At 40.8% G+C, this 15,959-nt stretch carries 13 protein-coding genes and 3 pseudogenes; 2 read left to right on the top strand and 14 right to left on the bottom strand.

All coding sequences use genetic code 11. The features are described from left to right. Nucleotides 1-29 precede the first annotated feature (29 nt). The 4 genes from JJ692_RS06715 to JJ692_RS06700 all read right to left on the bottom strand — a co-directional run bounded on the left by JJ692_RS06715 (nt 30) and on the right by JJ692_RS06700 (nt 3,437). The gene (locus JJ692_RS06715) at nt 30-503 is read right to left on the bottom strand and encodes a hypothetical protein (RefSeq protein WP_024423274.1); all 474 of its coding nucleotides are present in this window, start codon (nt 501-503) and stop codon (nt 30-32) included. A gap of 372 nt (nt 504-875) precedes the next feature. Next, a complete protein-coding gene (locus tag JJ692_RS06710) occupies nt 876-1,709 on the bottom strand; it encodes an undecaprenyl-diphosphate phosphatase (RefSeq protein ID WP_171464637.1) in 834 nt (277 codons plus the stop codon). 127 nt (nt 1,710-1,836) lie between these two features. After that, nucleotides 1,837-2,979, bottom strand: coding sequence for an AI-2E family transporter (locus tag JJ692_RS06705; RefSeq protein ID WP_024423275.1), 1,143 nt, complete (start codon nt 2,977-2,979; stop codon nt 1,837-1,839). 65 nt (nt 2,980-3,044) lie between these two features. Beyond that, entirely contained in the window at nt 3,045-3,437 is a 393-nt protein-coding gene (locus JJ692_RS06700) for a DoxX family protein (protein WP_073207206.1), read from the bottom strand. A gap of 197 nt (nt 3,438-3,634) precedes the next feature. Between JJ692_RS06700 and JJ692_RS06695 the strand changes: the two genes are divergently transcribed. Continuing rightward, nucleotides 3,635-4,627 (top strand): Gfo/Idh/MocA family protein, encoded by a 993-nt coding sequence (locus JJ692_RS06695; RefSeq protein ID WP_151863261.1) that lies wholly within the window; start codon nt 3,635-3,637, stop codon nt 4,625-4,627. Between the two features lie 73 nt (nt 4,628-4,700). On the opposite strand, the gene JJ692_RS06690 is transcribed toward JJ692_RS06695, so the two are convergent. The 8 genes and pseudogenes from JJ692_RS06690 to JJ692_RS19250 form a co-directional block, all read right to left on the bottom strand. Next, nucleotides 4,701-5,225, bottom strand: a complete 525-nt coding sequence (locus JJ692_RS06690; RefSeq protein ID WP_024423278.1) for a type 1 glutamine amidotransferase domain-containing protein — start codon at nt 5,223-5,225, stop codon at nt 4,701-4,703. Nucleotides 5,226-5,315: 90 nt separating this feature from the next. Continuing rightward, entirely contained in the window at nt 5,316-6,269 is a 954-nt protein-coding gene (locus JJ692_RS19275) for a methyl-accepting chemotaxis protein (protein WP_370880889.1), read from the bottom strand. Continuing rightward, nucleotides 6,261-7,304: pseudogene (locus JJ692_RS19270) on the bottom strand (HAMP domain-containing protein); the annotation flags it as partial. The pseudogene JJ692_RS19270 and the gene JJ692_RS19275, both read right to left, overlap by 9 nt. Before the next feature lie 163 nt (nt 7,305-7,467). Next, nucleotides 7,468-8,415 carry a methyl-accepting chemotaxis protein gene (locus JJ692_RS19265; RefSeq protein WP_369880186.1) on the bottom strand — a complete coding sequence of 316 codons (948 nt, stop codon included), beginning with the start codon at nt 8,413-8,415 and terminating at the stop codon, nt 7,468-7,470. Next, nucleotides 8,407-9,303 (bottom strand): annotated as a pseudogene (locus tag JJ692_RS19260) (HAMP domain-containing protein); the annotation flags it as partial. The gene JJ692_RS19265 and the pseudogene JJ692_RS19260, both read right to left, overlap by 9 nt. A gap of 314 nt (nt 9,304-9,617) precedes the next feature. Continuing rightward, nucleotides 9,618-11,609 (bottom strand): methyl-accepting chemotaxis protein, encoded by a 1,992-nt coding sequence (locus tag JJ692_RS06675; RefSeq protein WP_024423281.1) that lies wholly within the window; start codon nt 11,607-11,609, stop codon nt 9,618-9,620. A 124-nt stretch (nt 11,610-11,733) separates the two neighbouring features. Beyond that, nucleotides 11,734-12,561: a methyl-accepting chemotaxis protein gene (locus JJ692_RS19255; protein ID WP_372713616.1), complete on the bottom strand. Its 828-nt coding sequence runs from the start codon at nt 12,559-12,561 to the stop codon at nt 11,734-11,736. 114 nt (nt 12,562-12,675) lie between these two features. Then, nucleotides 12,676-13,542 (bottom strand): annotated as a pseudogene (locus tag JJ692_RS19250) (cache domain-containing protein); the annotation flags it as partial. Nucleotides 13,543-13,881: 339 nt separating this feature from the next. On the opposite strand from JJ692_RS19250, the gene JJ692_RS06665 reads away from it, so the two are divergent. Then, nucleotides 13,882-14,622, top strand: coding sequence for a protein-glutamine gamma-glutamyltransferase (locus tag JJ692_RS06665; protein WP_024423283.1), 741 nt, complete (start codon nt 13,882-13,884; stop codon nt 14,620-14,622). Nucleotides 14,623-14,643: 21 nt separating this feature from the next. Here JJ692_RS06665 and JJ692_RS06660 read toward each other — a convergent pair whose 3' ends face one another. Together JJ692_RS06660 and JJ692_RS06655 are read right to left on the bottom strand one after the other, a co-directional pair. Continuing rightward, nucleotides 14,644-14,892: a hypothetical protein gene (locus JJ692_RS06660; RefSeq protein WP_024423284.1), complete on the bottom strand. Its 249-nt coding sequence runs from the start codon at nt 14,890-14,892 to the stop codon at nt 14,644-14,646. A 25-nt stretch (nt 14,893-14,917) separates the two neighbouring features. Beyond that, nucleotides 14,918-15,946 (bottom strand): nitronate monooxygenase, encoded by a 1,029-nt coding sequence (locus tag JJ692_RS06655; RefSeq protein ID WP_206534359.1) that lies wholly within the window; start codon nt 15,944-15,946, stop codon nt 14,918-14,920. Between the last annotated feature and the right edge of the window lie 13 nt (nt 15,947-15,959).

The raw sequence follows: 15,959 nt of genomic DNA, 5'->3' as shown, positions 1-15,959 counted from the left end.
TCTGCCGATTCTCCGGCAGACTTTTAAGATTAGAATCTTTTATGAAAATCGACAGTTCCGCTTCCATCTTCTCGGTCAAAGCTGCCAACAAACGTCCAGTTAATATATCCACCGTCGCCATTATTGACAAACGTACCATCTTCAAATACCCAAATACCAAACGTAATACCGTCATATTCAACACTATCATAGTAAACAACATTGTTCAGACCGCTAAAGTCGTGGTCTTGGCTTAAGTTTTGGACAACTACGTTGTAGTTTTGACCTGCTTCATAGAACGCACTGTATGCTGCATTTTTTACGAATCCATCACGATTTTGAGATGACTTTACTGCTTGTTCAATTTTATCGGCAATGGCTACTGGATCAATTGAGACACTTCCATCAACACCTGTTGTTGTAGCAGCTTCAGCCGTTTGACCAAAAGTCGTAAGAGATAGAGGGGCAGCAATCATTGACGTAGCGATGACAGAACCAACAAACATTTTGCTTGTTTTTCTCATTATTTCTAACTCCTCCTTTAATTGGTATGTTTATGTACTACCCCTTTATCTGTCTCTTAAACACTAATTTATGAAAAAAATTCTTATTCTACCAATTAAGAGGGTGTTTTTACTGTTTAATTAGGCGAAATAACAAAAAAACTACTCTTATAAAAGAGTAGTTTCAGATTGTTGACAAAGGGCTAAAATGATCTTGATTTTAGCCCTTTGTCTTCTTTTCAGCGTGATAGAAAACCTTTGCAGTCTAGGAAGGGCGAGCACCGGAGCGGAGCGAATTCGACATTCGTGAGCACTGGAGCGCAGACCTGACACCGAATGCGAGGGTTTGTCTACACGCTGAAATTACTCTTTATAAAAGAGTAGTTTACAGTATTACATGAACAGGATAAATAAAATCACACCTAGGATAATTCGGTATATCGCAAAAGGCACCAGTTTGATTTTATTGATCAGTTTTAGGAAGAATCGAACCACAAAGAGAGCCACAACGAACGCACTCACAAAGCCGACGATAAAGAATGGCAGCATGTCTGGTGTTAAATATTCGGCATTTTTCACAAGGGTTAACAAGCTTGCTCCTGCCATAATCGGCATCGCCATGATAAATGTAAAGTCTGCCGCAGCACGGTGATTCAAACCAAGAATAACCCCGCCTGCGATCGTCGAACCTGAGCGCGAAAAGCCTGGCCATAATGCTAAACATTGAAACAGTCCAATATAAAGCGCTTGTCTGTACGTCATGTTATCGACAGAGCTTGTTTCTGTTTTTCGTTTATTGAGCCAGTCAGCGACAAGCATCAGCACTGCCCCTAAAATTAAACCGACAGCGACCGTTCTGACGTCAAATAAGTATTTATCAATATAATCTTCAAATAAGAATCCTAAAATGACGGCTGGAACAAGTCCAACTGCAATTTGGGCGATGGTCAGTTTATGCCCGCTGCGCTTTTGCTCTTCGGTGATATTTTTCTTTAAGCCCAATAAGTTTAAAATACGATCTTTAAACACGATCATAACAGCTAAAATTGAGCCTAACTGAATCACGACTTTAAATGTGTTGGCCGCTTCTGGCGTAATAATTTCCTTTGATTTTAACCAAAGATCATCGACAATGATCATGTGACCTGTAGATGAAACAGGTGCGTACTCTGTTAATCCTTCGACAATTCCTAAAACCAGTGCCACGAATAAATCCCATAGATTCATGATTTTCTTTCCTTTCAATTCTGATCTTTTGAACACGCCAAACATCTATGTCCACATAAAGACAAGCTTCCTACATCGAAAGCTCGTCTTTATGATACTATATTTTTTTCAAAAAAAGATTATGACATCAAACCTTTTCTTCTTTATACAAATTGGATCGCATTTTGAACCAATCAAACAAGTGGGTGGTGATGACCTTCAGAACGGCATACGTTGGAATAGCGACAATGATGCCGACCACGTTGAACAATTTCCCAGCTGTTAATATAACAAAAATAATCGTAATGGGATGAATATGAAGGTTTTTCCCCATCACCTGAGGAGAAATGAATTTCCCTTCAACTAGCTGAACCACTGTCCAGACTATAATGAGTTTTAACAGCATTACTGGTGACGTCACAAGTGCAATCACAATCGCTGGTGTAATCGCAATTGTTGGACCAAGATAAGGCACTATGCTTGTACATGCAGCAATGATAGCGAGCAGCAGCGCATAGTCAAGTCCAATGATCATATAACCGATTAACAGAAGAACACCGATACAGAAGCTGACAATGATCTGTCCGCGAATATACGAGCTCAGACGGTGGTTCATTTCGTGAAGCATGATATGTGTATGTTCCCTCATTTTACTTGGGAAAAATTTCAATAGATAGTCAGGCAGCTTTTTGCCGTCTTTTAAGAGATAAAACAGAATAAACGGCACAGTCACGATCGAGATGATGACTTCTGTGAGCGCCCCTAAGAATGTTCCTACACCGGTAAAGGTGCTTTCCAAAATCTTCGTCGCTTGACTAGATGCTTTACTTACCAATTCAGACACGTTAAAGTTCATCGAGTTTTGCACTTGATTAATAAAGTTACTTCCTGTTAATTGTCTAATTTGATCTTCTACCGTATCGACGTATTTCGGAAGATTATGAAATAGACTCATGGTTTGAGCTTGTAAAAAAGGAATAATGGACACGATGGTCACTGTAATAATCCCAATAATGACAATATATAAAAGCAAAATGGAATAGATCCGCTTGATTCTTGCTTTCTCTAACAAGTTGACAATTGGATTTAATAAATAATACACGACCCCCGTTAAAATAATCGGTAAGGCAATGGTTTTGACGAGTACAATGAGCGGTGTGAAAATAAATGATGTTTTCATGAAAACAAGGATATTCAATCCAATTAATAACAGGACGAGTAAAAAGAGAACAAACTTGTTATCAAGAAAAAATTTTCTAAATCGACTGCTCCACATTTGCATAGAGTTCATATCGTTCCTCCAAACACGGGCTATTTTATGAGTAAATTGTACACTACTTGATCATGATATGGTGGTCATTGTTTCAGCTTTTTTTCCCATTTTGCAATAGACATCACCCATACAATGAGAATCGGCTGTCCAATAAGCCTTATCCATAGCAAGGCTTGTTCTGTTATTTCTTGACCTGGAAATGGTATTCCCTCACGAGCAGCAAATAAGTTTGCAGGGAAAATGAGTACAAGATAGACAGCAATGGATTTTGCCGCTGTAATCCTGACATTTGGCAAAAGCAGCAGCACGGCCAGCAGCCATTCAAAACATGCAGTCGCATAGACCATTACATATGGAAATGGCCAGCCTGGCATCATGCGGGCAAAGCCGCTCGGCTCTATCACATGAAAAATACCAGCCGCTATGAATAAAAGCGCAAAGGTGTATGTACTTCCTATATGCAGGACGCGCTTCATGTTTCCTCCTCTCCCTTCTATCCTGAGTATTACCCGAAGAAGGAAGAAACTACCCACTTTTCGTACATTTATATCCTTTATGTAAGACGCATCAGCCTATATAAAGGTTTCATCCGCTTATCAATAAAAAGAATATTCTTTCATACAAACGCTTTCAAAGCATGTATAATCAGAGAAAAGCAGAAGGAGGGAATCACATGATTCGATTTGCTGTCATCGGAACGAACTGGATTACAGATCGGTTCTTACAAGCTGGTGAAAAACTAGCTGATTTTACATGTACAGCCGTCTATTCACGGTCCGCTGAAAAAGGACAGGCCTTTGCCGAAAAATATGGGATTGATACGGTTTTTACGAACTTACAACAAATGGCGGAAAGTGATACGTTTGATGCCGTGTATATTGCGAGTCCAAATGCCCTTCATAAAGAGCAAGCCATGTTGATGATGGAGCATCAAAAGCATGTTTTATGCGAAAAACCATTCGCCTCTCATCGAAAAGAAGTGGAAGAAATGATTGCCGCAGCGAAAAAACATCACGTTTGTTTGATGGAAGCGATGAAAACGACATTTCTGCCTAATTTCCTTCAAATCAAACAGCATCTTGATCAGCTTGGACCTATCAGGCAAGTGGTCGCACATTACTGTAAATATTCTTCAAGATACGATGCCTATCGAAGCGGCGTGCTTCCAAATGCCTTTAAGCCTGAGCTATCCAATGGTTCTTTAATGGATATCGGGGTGTACCTCGTTTACCCAGTCATATCCTTATTTGGTCTGCCGAATCAAATCACCGCGAGAGGCTATAAGCTTTCTTCTGGTGTGGATGGGAACGGTTCAGTCCTTTTACAGTATGACGGGCATCAAGCACTTCTTTTTCATTCTAAAATTTCAACGTCTCATTTATCGGCTGAAATTCAAGGCGAGGATGCCACGATGGTGATTGATCAATTCCACCGTCCTTCACAAATTACGATACATGACCTTGACGGACATCAAACTGACATCTCTCTCAAAGATGATCAGCCAGCTATGTCTTATGAGATTAATCATTTTATTGAGTGTATTCAGCAGGGAATGGGGCAGTCTCCGGTCAATACATTTGCCTTATCTGTTCAAACCATGTCCGTCATGGACGAAGCGAGAAGACAAATGGGCGTGATGTATCCTGCCGACAGACAAAATGTATAGGGCATGAAATGAGGAACAAAGGGCGAATGATTGATTTGTTCGCCCTTTGTTTTTTACGTTTCGTGTCGGTCATTTATTTTGCCGCTAACACATCCGCAAATGCTTTCACATACGGCGGAAGGTCAGGCGGGCGTCTGCTGGAGATGAGGTGGCCATCTGTGACGACTGCCTCATCGAACCAGTCCGCACCAGCATTTGTCATATCATCTTTAATACCTGGTGTACTTGTCACTTGTCTGCCTTTCAGGATTCCTGCTGATATCAGCACCCAGCCGGCATGACAAATCTGACCGATTGGTTTTGCCTTCGCATCAAATGTACGAACGATGTCTAATACTTCTGGATAACGGCGCAGTTTATCAGGCGCCCATCCACCAGGGACAAGCACAGCATCATAATCATCAGCTTGAATGGAATAAAAATCTGCATCGGATACCGCCGGCACACCATACTTCCCAATGTACTCATGATTTGCTTTTTCACCTACAAGATGGACAGTTGCTCCCTCTTCTCTTAATCGCAGAACCGGATACCACAGCTCTAAATCTTCAAAATCATCGCTGACAAACGCAATGACCTTCTTATCTGATAAACGCATACTATCTCTCCTCTTCTTTCGATTTCCTCTATTGTACGAGATGTCCTGTTAAAAAGAAAAGCGGTTCCCCTTGAGGAGAACCACTTAACCTTATTCACTAATCTTGAATTTTTTAATTAAATCACGTAATTCTTCCGCCATTTGGGAAAGAGTTGTGGATGAAGAACTAATCTCTTCCATAGAAGCAAGCTGCTCTTCAGCAGATGCTGCGATATCTTGGATACTTGCTGAACTCTCTCTTGATACATCTGCAATTTCATTCACTGCTTTAGAAATTTGCTCAGAGCCTTTCGACAGCTCGCGCACCGTTGTATTCATTTCGTTAATTCTTGCTGCGATTTCCGCTGTTTGTTCATTTATTTGTGAGAAGCTTTCTTTCGTTTGATCTGTAATTGTAAGACCATTCTTCACTTCTTCATTCACTGCTTTGAACATATTTTGAGATGTTTCAATTTCAGTGACGATTTCATTTACAAGCTTTTCAATCTCTTTTGCTGAATCCGATGATTGAACCGCTAGTTTACGCACTTCTTCGGCAACAACAGAGAATCCTCTGCCTGACTCGCCTGCGCGTGCTGCTTCAATGGCGGCATTTAGTGCAAGTAAATTCGTTTGATCCGCAATACCGTTAATCACGCCTAAGATGTTTGTGATATCTTTTGATTTATGCTCTAGCCCGTTGATCACGCCTTCAGCTTCTTTCACTGAATGGTCAATCGTCTTCATTTGGCCAACAGTTTGCTCCACAAGCTGTCCGCCTGTTTCCGCAACTGTTTTTGATTGAATAGATGACGCTGTGATGACATCAGACGTTTCGGCAACTTCGTTCAGACCCTCATTCATTTGTTTTAAATGAGCCGCGCTTTGCTCCACCATTTCGCTTTGATTTTCGTTGCCGTTTGAGAATGTTTCAATAGATGATGTAATATGTTCGGTTGCTTTTGTTGTTTGACCTGCGCTTGCCGTCAGTTCTTCAGATGATGAAGCGACATTCTCAACAGATGTTTGTACAGCTTGAATGACATCTCTTAGGGACTCACTCATTTCATTAAAGCTTGTGCCAAGCTGTCCAATTTCATCTTTTGAGCGGACATCAATTTTTTCTGTCAAATCTCCCTGACTGATCTTCTTCGAAGAAGAGACAAGAGTGGAAAGTGGTTTTGTAATGGAACGGATGATAAAGAAGATTAGAATCCCGCCAATGATAAGCGCGCCTGTTAAAATAATAGCGGCCATGTTAAAGACTGGCTGTGCTGCTTCTTCTACTTCACTGACAAACATCGTCCCGACAATCTTCCAGCCAGTCGCCTTGTTTGTGGTGAACTCCATTTGCTTTTCTTTTCCTTCAAACATATAGCTCATCGATCCGTTATCTTGTGAATACATTTTTTCTAACCATTCACCAGATAATTTTGTTCCTGCTTTTTTCTTTGGATGTGCCACATATGTACGATCTGGACTTCCAATAAAGGCGTAGCCTTGTTTCCCAATGTTAATGCTATTGGACTCTTTAACTAGATTCGCAATGTCTAGGTTCATCGCAATAACGCCTGATCCATCCTCTAGTTTTTTAGAGATTGTGATTACAAGCGTACCAGTTGATGCCGTTGGATATGGTGCTGAAACAGACAGCTCACCGTTTTTCGCCCAGCCGTCTTTATACCAATCCCGCTCAGTTGCGACATAATCGGCAGGCATTTTTTGATTAGGATATCTTGAAAACACTTTGCCGTCACTTGAAGCGACAAAAATGCCTTCTGTGTCATCATTCATACTCATGAACTGCTCAAAGCGTCCTTGAATATCGGTCGTTCCTTTTTGCTTGAGCTTTTTCTCCGTGATCCATTTGCTAAAGAAATCGGCTGCGTCTGTTTTCACTTTTACAACCTTCGTTATATTTTTATCTAGCTGCTCTACGTTTTCCTTAGCACTTTGCATAATTTGATCATTTAAGGAAGTGCTTGCCGTATGGTATGAAGAGAATGCCAATACGATGATTGGACATAAAAGAATAAATAAGAAAGAGAATACGAGCTTTTTTGAAATAGATGGCTTTCTGAAATACTGTATGAATTTCATAAAAAAGAAAACTCCTTTAGTAAGATAGTATATATATCGGAAGTACTACTAGGTTCTTTACTTTTTTAACTTATTAAAGTCTAAATAAGTCCAAATTACCCAATTTATATGCATCGAATGGAAAAACACCTGACGTTTTGGCGTCAGGTGTTTCGCTACTCTCTTACATTTTAAATTGTTTAATGAGCTCCCTTAGTTCTTCTGCCATCTGAGATAAAGTGGCAGAGGATGAACTGATCTCTTCCATAGATGCAAGCTGTTCTTCTGCTGATGCCGCGATATCTTGGAAGCCTGCTGAGCTTTCTCTTGAGAGCTCTTTGATTTGATTCACCGCATGAGAAATATCATTTGAGCCATGCGATAGCTCTTTGGCTGATCCGTTCATTTGTTTCATTTGTTCTGTCATTTCTGATGTTTTATCAGTGATTTTCTCAAAACTCACTTTCGTTTCATCTGTAATGTTTAATCCAGATTGTACTTCACCTGCTACTTGTTTAAACATTTTCTGCGATTTTTCTATTTCCTCCACAATTTCGTTCGTCAGGCTTTCAATTTCTTTTGAAGAGCTTCCTGACTGCTCTGCCAATTTGCGAACTTCTTCTGCGACAACAGAGAAGCCTCTGCCTGCTTCACCTGCTCGTGCGGCTTCGATCGCAGCGTTTAAAGCAAGGAGATTCGTTTGATCCGCAATACCGTTGATGACCCCAAGAATGTTTGTAATATCCTTTGATTTCTGCTCCAAGCCTGCAATGACAAGCTCTGCTTCTTTTACTGCCTGCTCAATCGTTTGCATTTGACCTGCTGTTTTTTGAACGAGTTCTCCTCCAGCCTGAGCGGTTTTGCTCGATTCGATCGACGATTCCATCATATGAGAGGTTGTGTCAACCATATGCGATAAGCTCCGATCCATTTCGTTTAACTGGACTGAGCTTTTTTCGATCATATCATTTTGATGTTCAGTGCTGTTTGAGAACTGTTCAATAGATGATGTGATATGCTCAGTCGCTTGAGCTGTCTGTCCTGCACTTGCCGTTAACTCTTCAGACGAGGCAGCCACATTTTCAATGGAATTTTGGACAGCTTGAATGACTTGTTTCAGCTTAGCTGACATGTCGTTAAAGCTTTGCGCAAGTTTACCGATTTCATCGTGTGTACGAACTTCAATATACTGGGTCAAATCACCTTGACTGATTTTCTCAGCCGATTCTGAGAGCTCTATCAGTGGCTTCCGAATCGATTTAATAATAAAATAAATCGCGATTCCACCAATGGCAATCGCAGCCGCAAGGATGATCATTGTTAAGTCGAGCACTGGCTGTGCGGCTTCTTTTACTTCATTCACATACATCGTTCCAGCTAGCTTCCAGCCGGTTGCTTCATTTGTGTCAAAAAACATTTGCTTCGGCTGGCCATTGTATTCATATTCAAAGCTGCCTTCTTTTTTATCATATAGTTTTGAGATGAAGTCACCAGTCAGCTTTGTCCCAGCCTTTTCGGTTTTATGGGCCACATAACGCTGATCTGATGTGGCGATAAACGCATAGCCTTCTTGGCCAATTTTGATGCTGTTTGTATCTTTTACAACCGTATTTAATCGAACATTCACCCCAATCACACCAGATCCATCTGCTAACTGTTCTGATATTGTGATGAGCAGGTCATCTGATGACTTGTCGGTGAAAGGATCTGAAATGATGAGTTTCTTCTCTCCCATCGATTGCTGAAACCATGGTTCATTTTTTGCGCTCTTTGCATTACCTTTGTGAATCTCGGAATATTCAGTTAGTTTACCATTTTGATCTGCAACAAATACTTCTACTACATCGTCATCTGTTTCCGATAATTGCTCTAATTTCACTTTGAGTAAATCTTTGTTTTTAGCAGTCAATTCTTCCTTTTTGACCGATCTGGATAAATATGAAACAATGTCAATTTTAGGCTGTATATCTTTATTAATGAGTTCGTTTAATTGTTGAACACCATTTGCAGCACTAGACATAATCTCATCATTGAGAGACTTTGATGCCACTTCATAAGAAAATGCGGCCAATACGAGAATTGGCACTAGGAGAATCGCTAAGAATGCAGTAATTAATTTCTTCGACATCGTAAAGTGCTTAAAAAAGTTGAATTTTTTCATGACTCTACTCCTTTTGATTTATGATTTGTGGTCTTTCTCTTCTATTCTTAGGTAATATGAATTATTTTTCAAGGAATAATGTTCAATAAAAACAAAAAATAAGTATAATTACCCATTTCTTTTGGTTTACCCAATAAAAAAGAGCCTCTAGCTGGAGGCTCTTTTCTTCCTGTCTACTCAACTTTAAATTTGCTAATTAAATCGCGTAATTCTTCTGCCATCGAAGAGAGTGTGGCAGAGGAAGAGCTGATTTCTTCCATTGATGCCAGCTGTTCTTCAGCTGAAGCAGCAATGTCTTGAATATTTGCCGAGCTTTCACGTGATACGTCTGCAATCTCACGAACAGCCTCTGACACATGTGCAGAGCCTTTTGAAAGCTGGACAACGGTTTGATTCATTGTTTGGAGCTGGTTAGAAATTTCTTTTGTCATGTCGAAAATATTGTGGAAGCTTACTTTCGTTTGTTCAGTGAAGCTTAGGCCTGATTGAACTTCTCGATTCACCGCAGTGAATACTTCCTGGGATACGTCGATGTCTTGCACGATTTCTTTGATCAAATTCTCAATTTCTTTTGCCGAGTTGGCAGATTGAACCGCCAGTTTTCTTACTTCTTCTGCTACAACGGAGAAGCCTCTGCCAGATTCACCAGCTCTTGCTGCTTCAATCGCTGCATTTAGCGCAAGTAAATTCGTTTGATCGGCAATTCCATTGATGACACCGAGAATTTGGGTAATGTCTTTAGATTTACTTTCAAGTGCACTGATGACATTCTCTGCTTTTTTCACGGACTGATCAATGACATTCATTTGAGAAGCGGTTTTTTCAACAAGCTGGCCGCCTTCTCCTGCGATATCTGTTGATTTGATCGATGAAGCCGTAATAGATTCAGCCGATTCATTCATATGTTGAAGACCACGGTTCATTTCTTCTAACTCGACTGAGCTCAATTCGACTTTATCATTTTGGCTTTCATTTCCGCTGGAGAATTGTTCAATGGCTAGTGTAATATGCTCTGTTGCTTTACTTGTCTGTCCTGCGCTGGCAGTCAGTTCTTCTGATGAAGATGCGACATTTTCAACTGAAGTTTGAACGGCTCCAATGAGGGATCGCAATGAATCAATCATCGTATTAAAGCCTTTACCAACTTGTCCAATTTCGTCATCTGACTGGATCTGAAGCTTATCGCGTAAATCTCCTTCGCTGACTTTTTTCGAGAAGCGGGCAAGATTGGATAATCTTTTTGAAATAGAGCGGACGATAAAGAAAATGAGGGTTCCTGCTACAATGAGTGTGACACTGAATACGATAATGGCAGTATTGAAAACGGGCTTTGCCGCTTCTTCTACTTCAGATACGAGCATCGTTCCACCAATTTTCCAGCCGGTTAATTCATTGGTGACATATGCAACCTTTTTATCTGTTCCTTTGAGGGTATAGCTGCCGCTTCCTTCTTTGTTTTTATAAATAATACTGGCCAGATTTTCATTGACCTGACTTCCTGACTTTTGGGTTGGATCTGCTAAAACCGTTTTATCTTTCTCCATCATGAAAGCATAGCCTTTTTGCCCAATTTTGATTTCTTTTAGTTTTTGAAGCAGGCTGTCAATTTCCATATCAAGACCAATGACACCTGAACCATCTTTCGTTTTTTGGGCAATTGTGATCACCATTTTGCCTGTAGATGCTGCTACATATGGTTTTGTGATGACTTGTTTGCCATTTTCTGCTTTCAATGCCTCTTGATACCATGGACGTTCTCTTGGATCGTAGCCATCTGGCATCTTTTGAACTGGGTATTGCATAAACAATCCCTTTTCAGAGCCTGCATAGATCGCGGATACATCCTTTTCATTAATTTTTCCAAATTGCTGTAATTCTTTAATGGTCGCATTTCTATTTTTTTCTTGAAGATTAGACGCTTTGAGCGAGTCTGAAAACAGTGTCACAGCATCCGATTTGTTGCCAATATTCTCATTGATTAAGGTATCAAATGCATTGACCTGACTCATCGCACTGCCCATAATCTGTTTGTCTAACTCTGTCTTTGATGTAAAAAACGCACTAATTGTCAGTGCCACAGTTGGCAGGATTAGGACTACCAAGAAGGCAATGATTAATTTTTTTGAAATGGATGGTTTTTTGAACCATTGGATCATTTTTCCCATTTTAACTTCCCCCTTTACTTCTCTAAAGTTAATATCGGATGAAAGGTGTATTTTTAGAGACTGGAAATGAGGTTTAAAAATAAAAAAAATACCCAGACAATTCTGGATACTTTTTCATTATTATTTAATTAATTTTAAATTGACTTGTAAGCTCTTTTAATTCCTCTGCCATGTTGGCAAGTGTCACAGAAGAAGATGTGATTTCTTCCATAGATGCTAGCTGCTCTTCTGCAGAAGCCGCAATGTCCTGAATGTTTGCTGCGCTTTCTCTCGAGACTTGGCGCATCTCCTGCATCGCTTGTGAAACTAGCTTTGAACCGCTTGATAGGTCAATGGCTGTATCGTTTAATTGCGACAGTTTTTTCGACATTCCTTCTGCCGCCTCATAAATGTGCTGGAAGCTTTCTTTTGCTTCTTCTGTCATACCAAGCCCTGCGTTTACTTCTCGATTGACTGCTTTGAACATATCTTGAGATTTAGCAATTTCTAACACAATTTCTTGGATAAGCTTCTCAATTTCTTTCGCTGAATCTGCGGATTGGACAGCTAGTTTTCTCACTTCTTCTGCAACGACGGAGAAGCCGCGTCCTGATTCACCTGCTCTTGCTGCTTCAATTGCTGCATTAAGCGCAAGTAAGTTTGTTTGATCCGCGATGCCGTTAATGACATTTAAAATACTCGTAATATCTTTAGACTTGTATTCTAATTCTTTCATGACCTGTTCTGCTTCTTGTACAGATGTATCAATATGTTTCATTTGGTTCGCTGTGCTTTCAACAATTCGGCCGCCTTGACCAGCCGCCTCTGTTGATTGAAGTGAGACAGCAGCCACTTCAGATGAGGTTTGTGACATATCTTGTAATCCTTCGTTCATTGCCACAAGCTGATTCGTACTGGATTCGACTTTCTCGTTTTGTGCTTCATTTCCATTTGAAAATTGTTCAATTGACATCGTGATATGCTCTGTTGCTTGACTCGTTTGGCTGGCACTTGCCGTCAGCTCCTCTGAAGCCGAAGCGACGTTGTCGACAGATTGCTGTACAGCGCGAATGACGTCACGAAGAGATTCACTCATCTTGCTGAAGCTTCTTGTGAGATCTCCTATTTCATCCTTCGATTTGGTTTCAAGGGTTTCTGTTAAATCCCCTTCACTCACCTTTTCTGAGAAATCAACAAGCCTTCTCAATCCAATCGTGATCGAGCGAACGATGAAGAAGATAGCGACACCGCCAAGGATAAATGAAGTAATTAAAAGAATAATGGCAGAATTCCAAACTGGCTGTGCTGCTTCTTCTGTTTCTGATACAAACATCGTTCCAGCAATTTTCCAACCTGTTAAATCATTTGTGACAAAAACGATACGTTTTTGTTCTCCTTTATTCTCATAAGTTGATGTTCCTTCTTTGCCGCTGTAAAGGATTGATGAAATATTTCCTGTGACTTCAGATCCTGATTTTTCTTCTGGATGGGCAACAATTTGCTTGCTTTTATTTGCAATAATTGGATATCCTTCTCGTCCAATTTTAATTTCTTTGATTTTATCAACAATGTCTTGCACATCAATGTCGATTCCGATTGCTCCCGACCCGTCCTTCAGGCGCTGGGCAATCGTAACCACCATGCCGTTTGTTGTAGCAGAAATGTATGGATTGGTGACAACTGGCTCACCTTTTTCATCCTGCATCGCTTGCTGATACCAATCGCGTGTTGTTGGGTCATAGCCTTTTGGCATGTCTACTTTAGGAAACTGAATGAAATCACGATTTTTACTTGCTGCATAAAATCCAACCACATCATCTTCGTTGATTTTGCTGTATATTTCGAAATGCTCATACAGTTCGTCCTGGTTTTTCTTTTTAAAGTCTGCAGCAGTAGTTGTTTGAGTAAAAAGTTTCACCGCGTTTTCTTTATTCAAAAGCTTTTGCTCGATCATGTCATTCATATCATTGACTCTTGCTTTTGCTCCGTACATGATTTCATGATCTAATTCTTCTTTGGCAATCTGATATGAAATTGTACTAAGTGTAATGATTGGCAAGACGAGAACAAGTGTGAATGAAATAATCAGTCTCTTGGAAATCGATGGTTTTTTCAACCATTTTATTGCACTTTTCATGTTTTTCCTCCTTTTAAACGATATGTTTTATATCGGACATCTTCATAGTATTTTCATGTTTTTCAAATAAAAAGGATGCTATTTTGTTTATTTTCACAAATTGATTCCTTGCCCAAGCACCCTGCATACGCTAATACAAAAGGGGGCGCTTTTCATATGATTATCCTTTCAGGACAGCCAGTGACAAATGAGCAGCTGGCATCGTTTCAGCTAGAGGGACAAAAGCGGAGCATTTTGATGCAGTTACAAGCCTCAAATGATACGTTCCGCTATAGGCAAGCATCTGATTTGCTATTTGAGGTCACTTTAAGATCGAACATTATGAATGCTGCAAGAGATTTGAATAAAAGCGGTGCCTCATTTGCCATCTTTCAAAGATCGCGTGCAAATGATGCGTTTTGGCGAGTATCGGAAGCAGGAGCACTAGAGCTGCGCTATCAAGTGGAGCCATCTAGAGGCATTAAAGACATTTTTGAAAATGGTTCAAAATATGCATTTGAATGTGCAACGGCAATTGTCATTGTGTTTTATATGGGGGTCTTGCAAACAGTAGGAGAGGAGAAGTTTAATCGGAGACTTCGCAGTTTAACACTGTATGACTGGCACTATGATACTTTGTCGATTTATACAGAGCGCGGGAATGATTTTATCTATGGGGATTGTCTATATTTCGAAAATCCAGAGTTTAGCTATCAGCAGTCGCAATGGCGCGGAGAAAATGTGATTTACTTAGGAGAAGATCAATATTACGGTCACGGGCTTGGAATTTTAACAGCGGCAGAAATTATCGACAAACTAAATAAGAGAAGACGGCCAGGTGCGGTTCAATCCGCTTATTTATTACCGCAGACTACACGAATGGATGTCATTTATCTCAGGCAAATGTTTGGCAGCTAAAAAAAGCCTCTTGTCTCTTGGTTATGACAAGGGGCTTTTGTATGCCTTGCGTTTACGATAATTTTGGAGTGTGCCAAGCATCGTGTTCGCAAGGACCTCCATTTCTTCTAAATCTTTTCTTGTAACCGGCGAGTCGTGCCGGCTCCATTTCACGTAGCGAACAAAATAGTAATGACGAATGGGCGTAAGGACAGCAGGAGAATGAGGGAAATCATCAAACCAAAATTCAATCTGGCCTTTTTTTCGGTAGGAATGTTTTAAGATGTCCATCCTGTCACACCACCCATCATGATTTTTATATCTGCGTCAGTTCGTGCATGATGTCTTCAACGCTTAAAATCGAGTGAATACGTCCAACCCCCTGTCCTGCCCACAAAGCCATTTGATCAGGGTTACCGCCGGCAGCAGCTGCTTTTCGCATCGGTGTTGTGCATACATGCTGAACTGGATAAGGAAGAACCCGATCTTCATGCAGGCTTTCATCCTCCATCCACTGATTCACAATACCTCTCGCTCTTTTCCCAGAAAAAAGTCTGGTCACCTTTGTTTCACTGCCTTCTGCCTGTAAAATAGCCTTCTTATATACTTCTGCCGCAGCACTTTCCTTGCTGGCTAAAAACCGTGTACCGATTTGAACCGCATCTGCTCCAAGCGCCAGCGCTGCTTTGACACCTGATCGGTCCGTGATGCCTCCTGCGGCAATCAAAGGCAAGCGGCAGACCCGTTTGACATCTGAGATCAGGCTGATGAGTCCCAGCAGAGCGTCTCCTTTTGCACGTAAAAATGTGCCGCGGTGCCCCCCTGCTTCACTTCCTTGCAGAACAATGGCATCCATTCCTTTTTCCTCTAAAAGCAGTGCCTCCTCTTTTGTTGTGGCCGTTCCGATTAAAAAGATCCCCTTTTGTTTTAGGCGGTGAATCGTTTGTTCTTTTGGACAGTCGAATGTAAAGGAAACAATCGGAACGTCTTCTTCCAGAAGAATGTTGATTTTCTGTTCAAAATCATCCCACAATTCTTCTTCGCTTGGCATCCTATGAGCTTCGGGCCATACAGGCAGTCTCTTCTCCCAAAATGCCACATCCTCTTTTTTCACATCTGGAATTGGCTCTGGTACAAACACATTGACCTGAAACAGACGAGATGTCAGCTGTTTGATCTGTCTAATCTGCTGTCTCAAATCGTCAGGCTGCACATATCCACTTGCCAGGCTGCCAAGCCCTCCGTAATTTGAAACAGCGGCTGCCAGCTGCGGTGTCACAGCTCCTCCTGCCATTGGCGCTTGGATGATTCCATGTTCGATTTGCAACTTTTTGATATCCCCCATTTATTTCCCCCAT

Source organism: Bacillus sp. 3a (assembly GCF_017161885.1).
Classification (GTDB): domain Bacteria; phylum Bacillota; class Bacilli; order Bacillales; family Bacillaceae; genus Bacillus; species Bacillus safensis.
Note: the sequence above shows the minus strand (reverse complement) of the source record. Positions and strands in the feature narration are given on the sequence as shown.